This window comes from Hymenobacter sp. AT01-02, assembly GCF_000961955.2.
Taxonomy (GTDB): domain Bacteria; phylum Bacteroidota; class Bacteroidia; order Cytophagales; family Hymenobacteraceae; genus Hymenobacter; species Hymenobacter mucosus.
This window is the reverse complement of sequence record NZ_JZIR02000123.1, coordinates 1-5,861: the sequence shown is the minus strand read 5'-3', so window position 1 is coordinate 5,861 and position 5,861 is coordinate 1. Positions and strand designations below refer to the sequence as shown.

7 protein-coding genes and 1 pseudogene are annotated in these 5,861 nt (G+C 53.1%); 4 read left to right on the top strand and 4 right to left on the bottom strand.

Annotated elements, in window-relative coordinates:
• Positions 1–849: 849 nt before the first annotated feature.
• On the top strand, positions 850–1,875 hold the full coding sequence (locus VI25_RS20775; protein ID WP_055562809.1) for an alpha/beta fold hydrolase: 1,026 nt from the start codon (positions 850–852) through the stop codon (positions 1,873–1,875).
• A 35-nt stretch (positions 1,876–1,910) separates the two neighbouring features.
• On the top strand, positions 1,911–2,228 hold the full coding sequence (locus VI25_RS20770; protein ID WP_045690661.1) for a hypothetical protein: 318 nt from the start codon (positions 1,911–1,913) through the stop codon (positions 2,226–2,228).
• Here the strand turns inward: VI25_RS20770 and VI25_RS20765 are convergent.
• The 3 genes from VI25_RS20765 to VI25_RS20755 form a co-directional block, all read right to left on the bottom strand.
• On the bottom strand, positions 2,209–2,688 hold the full coding sequence (locus tag VI25_RS20765) for a hypothetical protein (protein ID WP_055562808.1): 480 nt from the start codon (positions 2,686–2,688) through the stop codon (positions 2,209–2,211). The two genes, VI25_RS20770 and VI25_RS20765, sit on opposite strands and share 20 nt — an antisense overlap.
• Before the next feature lie 222 nt (positions 2,689–2,910).
• Positions 2,911–3,324, bottom strand: a complete 414-nt coding sequence (locus tag VI25_RS20760) for a DUF5712 family protein (protein WP_052695661.1) — start codon at positions 3,322–3,324, stop codon at positions 2,911–2,913.
• Positions 3,325–3,363: 39 nt separating this feature from the next.
• Positions 3,364–3,597 (bottom strand): hypothetical protein, encoded by a 234-nt coding sequence (locus VI25_RS20755; protein ID WP_045690424.1) that lies wholly within the window; start codon positions 3,595–3,597, stop codon positions 3,364–3,366.
• A 112-nt stretch (positions 3,598–3,709) separates the two neighbouring features.
• Here VI25_RS20755 and VI25_RS25350 point away from each other — a divergent pair, with 112 nt between their 5' ends.
• Complete coding sequence (locus VI25_RS25350) at positions 3,710–4,048, top strand: hypothetical protein (RefSeq protein WP_161807005.1); 339 nt, start codon at positions 3,710–3,712, stop codon at positions 4,046–4,048.
• Positions 4,049–4,052: 4 nt separating this feature from the next.
• Here the strand turns inward: VI25_RS25350 and VI25_RS20750 are convergent, their stop codons facing one another.
• Entirely contained in the window at positions 4,053–4,475 is a 423-nt protein-coding gene (locus VI25_RS20750) for a hypothetical protein (protein WP_045690425.1), read from the bottom strand.
• A 581-nt stretch (positions 4,476–5,056) separates the two neighbouring features.
• On the opposite strand from VI25_RS20750, the pseudogene VI25_RS20745 reads away from it, so the two are divergent.
• Positions 5,057–5,861 (top strand): annotated as a pseudogene (locus VI25_RS20745) (hypothetical protein); the annotation flags it as partial.

The following is a 5,861-nucleotide window of genomic DNA, read 5'->3' as shown; positions in this document are numbered from 1 at the left end:
TCCCAGCATTCTCCTTGTTGCTTGGCTGTTGCGCTTGCACAATCACCGGACAGAGCCAACCGCACACAATCCAGAACAGAAACCAAAGCCAAGGATAAAGCATGGTGGATAGTTACAGAGTGCAAAAAACAGTGCATTGAATTGGCATGCAAAGAATACACCTATTTCAAGGGTGCACTCATAAATACTCTTATGTTAAGGAATTTAACCTAGAGCTGGACAGTCAATGAGGTGCTGATTTTCTAGAGAAAATACATTTCGTCCACTGGCAAGTTCATAGCTGATACAACAGACCTGTGATGCTTATTTTTGTATCCTTCAAAGTGTCTTCTCTTCGGGGCATTTCATAGCTAAACTAAGAAACCAAGAATGTCCGCAAAAGTAGAGTACGACCCAACAAAATGGATCAGGTGCTGGTAGCGCTATCACCTGACCGCCTTGCTGCAGTGGGTGAAAGCCGAGCCACTTCTTCAGATTATAGGCCATCGCGCATAGCATGCGCCCATCCAGCGGGAAGTAAAGCGAATTCATCTCGTGTTCCCGGCTCTAGAAGCGAGTGTCGTAGCATACCCTGAACGAGGGTCTGGTCAAGCCTTCGCGCCTTCGCCCATGAAGGCGCTCAACTGCCATCTGCCTCCCCTTTGATAGGATATGTGGGGTACTGCTCGAGCCAAGAAGTTGATAAACGCAAAAACAAGACAGTCCAACTACTTTGTATGACTGATGGGGTTTCGACTACCCTGGTCTACCCTATTATTGGTTATGACAAACTATTTATAGAAATAGTTAAATTTACATCGTTCTTTACTGAACAGTAGCCGTGCTTGTGGTAATTCCATTCTTCTTTTTATGAAACAAATTTTAGCTATTCTTCTTTTTTGCGCCGCAGTTTTTCAACCCGATTATGCCGGGGCGCAAGGGACTAAACGCCCGCTTAAAACAGCCACCGTGGATACTGCCTTTTTGCTGCCGGTCAACGGGGTGAAGCAGTACCTAGAGATTAAAGGCGCCTCCGCCGACAAGCCCATTTTGCTGTTCATCCACGGCGGACCTTCCTGGCCAGCCACGCCCACGAACCGCAAGTACAGCCAAGACCTCACCAAAGACTTTGTTTTTGTGTCGTGGGACCAGCGCAACTGCGGCAAGTCGCAGACCGACACCACCGTAACGCTTACGCCGGAGCTGTATGTAGCAGATGCCCACGTGGTAACGCAGTTCTTGCAGAAGCACTACCACCGCCGCAAAATATTCGTCGTTGGCCACAGCTGGGGCAGTCTTATCGGGGTAATGCTCGTGCAGCAGTATCCGCAGGACTACGCCGCCTACATCGGCATGGGGCAAATGGTAAACCCCGGCAAGTCAGAGCTGCTCGCCAAAAACTACGTGGTGCAGCAGGCCACGCTGCAGAAAGACACGGCGACGCTCGCAGCGCTGGCCAAAATTTCATTCAACCAAGATGGGAGCTACCAGAATGGCCTAGCGGGCCTGATGCAGTTTCGTATGCTTTCCGATAAGTACCTCTCCAGCAAGGAGGAAGTAGAATTGCCAAACCCGATGACGCTCTACGCCGATTACCAAGCGCTGGATTGGATGACCCCAGTGATGCGGGCCGGCAAGCAGCTCGACCGCTATATAAGTGGCGGCAAAACGGATTTGATGCAGCGGCCAACCTTTCAGCTGCCCGTGTATTTTGTGGTGGGCAAGTATGACCATACGACTTCCGCGGAACTGGCGCAGCAGTATTTCGCCACCATTAAGGCACCTAAGAAGCAGTTGTTCTTATTCGAGCATAGCGGGCATGCCCCGAGCTGGCAAGAACCCCCGCTTTTTCGCACGCGCCTGCTGCAAATAGCGGCCGCCAACCCAACGAAGTAACCTAAAACTCCCGCTTAAAACGCTTGTCATTGCTGATGAGAACAGTACTACTGCCTACCGTAGCGGCTGGCCTCTGGCTGGCCACTTTGGTGCCCGCTAGCGCCCAGGCGCAGCCCGCTAAAATCAGCGCCACTGTTACCAGCGCGGCGGCCAAGCCTGTCGCCTCAGCCCCGCTGGCGGCGTTGCTCACGGCGTATACCGACGAGCACGCCCGGCTGTTTCCGCTGGAAGGCCTCTTGGTAGCGGGGGATATCCGCTACAACGACCAGTTGCCCAACGACCAGACCCACGCTTTTCGAGCGCAGCAGCGTCAGCGTCTCCTTTCAGCAGGTTCTACAGGCGCGCATCCGTGAAAACGCCGTCCGTGATAGTATTATAAGGAAGTGAAGGGGTGCTTTGATTGGCGGTGCCGGCAAACGTGCCACTGTACCTGTTGCCAATGGCCATATTGAGTGTGGATACATTACTAGAGAAGCTGTACAGGCCACCATTAGTAGCCAGCTCGAAATCGTACAGCATATAGGCAGTCGTCGGCTGCCCGGCGGGCTTGAGGTAATAGAGCTTGAGCACTTCGGCCCCAGTGGCGGGCGCGGGTGTGGTGGTCAGGTCTATCTCCAGGTAGTCGTAAAGCAGCCCGCCGTTAGTACCCAAACTGGTGAAGGCATTGACCTGACAGCTTTTGGCAGCCCCATCCAGCTTGTAGCTGCCCATCCCAACTGCTGGCTTTGCATCATCATCTTTCTTAGAGCAGCCTAGCGTGCTCAGTAGCAGGGTAGCGGCGGCTATGGGGGTGGCGAGTAGGCCTAAGTTCATTATCGTAGGTTAGTTCGGTTGGTTGTAGCTGCCGCGCAGCAGGGATTAAACGTACTCCGTAAGTTTGTGACGTGTACACGCCAATCCATTTGCAATAAAGCAGACAGCCGGCGAAACCGCTCTAACACTATAACCTATGCCCTTTACTGCGTTGCCGTTCAGTAGCACGTGCTAGTTCCGGGTTGAGTTGCTGCAATGGCTCTAATTGTGTGATTTTCTGCTCTAGTACCTCCTTGTTCGAGTGCTGATGCTGTTTGAGCTCTGTTGCTCAGGAATAGCCTGCTGCATCACCTGTTGCTGCTCTTGGATGACCTGCACTCGCAAGGCCGCGCACTCTTCGGGTGTGCCGTGCTGCATGATGTGGGCGTAACGGAATGTTTCGGTTAGGGGCCGCTTGTAGGCAAACCCCTGGTTAAAGGCCTGCTCTACTCGCTCCGAGTACTGCTTACGCTCGAAGCCGCCCGTCACGACCCTGCGCTGCGTGTTCTTGTGATTAATCAGTGGGCTCAGGTGGTACGGGTTCTTCTGGTCTAGTTCGCCAGCCTGCTTGCGCTCTGCGTAACGGGCTATGTTCTCGGTGCGGCTGACCTTGCATCTTGCTACTATTAAAAGCCACCAAATATCAGGCTGTGACATACTAGCAGCAGGTGTTTCTAGAACGCCACAACCTGCATCTCATAACTCAGCGAAGAATTCTGCTAAGCTTAGTTGATGAATGTCAAGCAAGCGTAATAGGCTCTTTAGCGTCAAGTTACTGCCTTGTTCGTGCCGACCATACCCTACACGAGGCAACTCATGATCAAAGGCAAACGCCTCATAAGAAGAATAGCCTTTGGCAATTCGCAGTTGCTTGAGCTTCTGCGCAATCTGTTTTAAGCGGGGGTCCGGCTGGGTGGCGTCTTCCGTCATGGTGAACGGAAGGTGGGCAGCAAGCCTACTAAATGTAACCTATTGTAATAAACACAGTTTGTGAAACATATTATAGTATGTACACAAAGCTGCTTTTTATTGCTCCCTGAAAATGATCGTCTGCCAGTATTGTGGTCGAGCGCATTGCGTAGACCAACCCGATAGCCGTTTCTGCTCTGTCCTGTGCCGCGAGCAACACGGCAACTATTGGAGTAAAGCTGCTGACAACGAGCCTAATTATCTTAAATGGATTGCTCTATATAGTATCACCGTTGCAAAATCAGCTCGCCAGTTGCTTGAACAAACAGAAAGTCAAAGTCCAGAGCAACAATTAGCAGCTCAACGAAAATGGCTAGCCAACATTGCCTCTCAGGAAAGCCAGTTACGTGAATGGAATGAGCAGATTCCGGATGATAGTACGACTTCGCGTATTCGGTTAGATCAAAGCTGACCACTTAATGCTTGAGCCCACGACGGGGCGTCAGCGGCGGCCGTGTAATTTGCTTCTCGGCTTGAGTAAGCTGCTGTTCCTGTCGAGTTGCGTAAGTAGCCAGCGCCTCAAGAGGCTGTTCCTGCTTTTGGTAGTCTGCTACTATAAAGTCCAGTACGGGTGCTGGTCGGAAAGCTCGTGCCGCTTCTTGGGCGAAGTCCGGGTACCTGCTCTCGGGCACAACCGTAGGATTCGCCTCTATCTGGTTTATAAGACGAAGCTTGGCCTTCGCTTCCCGGGCAGCAGTAGTCAACCATCCCGATGCCTCCTTCAAGGGCTTACGTTGCTGCTCTAGCCATTCTACCGTTGCTGGTGTTCTTGCAGAAGGTGTAATTGGCTCAGCAAGTGACGCTGCAAAGTAGGTGGGCACCCATCCAGCGTTTTTCATAAGGCAGTCACTCCGGCCGCGCTCTGCTGGTGACGCAGCTGCTCGCGTCCTTCGGCGAGTCGCTCATTGTATTGCCGGCGCTCTGCATTGCGCTGCTCTAGCTCCTTCGCGTACGCCTCGTAAGCCGCTTCCCTACTCACTACTCCCTACCGCCAGAACAAGATACGCACAACGAGTCACGGTGCTCTAATAATCTGGTGCTCTGATGCTATGGTGCTCTCATACTTTGATGCTGTGGTGCTGTGGTGCTGTGCCCCAATGGGCCTCCAAAACCAAGGCTGTTTCGCGGTAGATAAAGAGGAACAAACGGGAATAAAAGGACAACTAGATGGACTGCTTGACAAGTACAGGTCTTCCCAGAAAACGGAACAGATAGCTCACTAAGGCTGGCCAGACAACCCTTTAAACAGTTCATGCATCTGCCAGGCAGTCACGGTGCGTGAGTGCGCTTCCCAGTGCCTGATACGTCCACTCCCTTGACGAGCTATGTTGTCTGCCTCAGAAGCAACGGTTCCTTTTTATGCCAAGCTTCGGCGTAAGTTCCGCTTTATTTCCTTCGCTGTTATTCACTACGCTAACCAATGAAAACACTTACTACTGCGGCCTGCTTGCTGCTGTGCGCCACGGCCTGCGGGCAAGATATTCGCTCCTACGTGATGGCGAACACAGTGCCGGTTGCCACGCTCGATGCTACGGCCGCTGCCGACGACTACGCCGATTTAGCGGCCGTGGGCCAGGCCATCGGCGAGGCCCGGGTTGTCATGCTGGGCGAACAGGACCACGGGGATGGGCCCGCCTTTCAGGCCAAAACGCGCTTAGTAAAGTATCTGCACGAGCGCAAAGGCTTTACCGTGCTGGCCTTCGAGAGTGACTTTTACGGCCTGACCACGGGTTGGGACCAATTGGCCAAACAACCCGACTCTATCCAGTACTTTCTGCAACGGAATATCTTTTCCCTCTGGACGCGTAGCGTGGATTGTCGCTACTTGTTTGAGCAGTATATCCCACAAAGCTTTCAAACCGCCAACCCGCTCCACCTGAGTGGCTTCGATTCGCAGCATTATCTCGGCTATAGCTATTTACACCTACGAACCGACTTGGACCGCTATCTGGTTAGCGCGGGAATCGCTAACCAGTTTCCCTCTCCGGCCGCCTACCAGCAGTTTCTGGCGGCAGTACAAGGGCGAATTGCCGAGATGCGTACGCCTGGTGCATTTCGCCCCGATATGCGCAAGCCCCTGAAGGACGGCCTGCAACTGGTCAGTCAGGCCCAGCTTGCTGCCCACGATACCTCGGCCTGGCCGCTCGTGATCGAAGGTATACGCGCCTTTAGCTTGGAGGAAAGAGTGCCCAGCGAATGGGCCCCGGGACAAAGCCATGGCCGAT

Excerpts from the sequence above, each read along its gene's own strand:
- VI25_RS20775 (WP_055562809.1), top strand. The coding sequence starts at position 850 with ATGAAACAAATTTTAGCTATTCTTCTTTTTTGCGCCGCAGTTTTTCAA.
- VI25_RS20770 (WP_045690661.1), top strand. The coding sequence starts at position 1,911 with ATGAGAACAGTACTACTGCCTACCGTAGCGGCTGGCCTCTGGCTGGCC.
- VI25_RS20765 (WP_055562808.1), bottom strand. The coding sequence starts at position 2,688 with ATGAACTTAGGCCTACTCGCCACCCCCATAGCCGCCGCTACCCTGCTA.
- VI25_RS20760 (WP_052695661.1), bottom strand. The coding sequence starts at position 3,324 with ATGTCACAGCCTGATATTTGGTGGCTTTTAATAGTAGCAAGATGCAAG.
- VI25_RS20755 (WP_045690424.1), bottom strand. The coding sequence starts at position 3,597 with ATGACGGAAGACGCCACCCAGCCGGACCCCCGCTTAAAACAGATTGCG.
- VI25_RS25350 (WP_161807005.1), top strand. The coding sequence starts at position 3,710 with ATGATCGTCTGCCAGTATTGTGGTCGAGCGCATTGCGTAGACCAACCC.
- VI25_RS20750 (WP_045690425.1), bottom strand. The coding sequence starts at position 4,475 with ATGAAAAACGCTGGATGGGTGCCCACCTACTTTGCAGCGTCACTTGCT.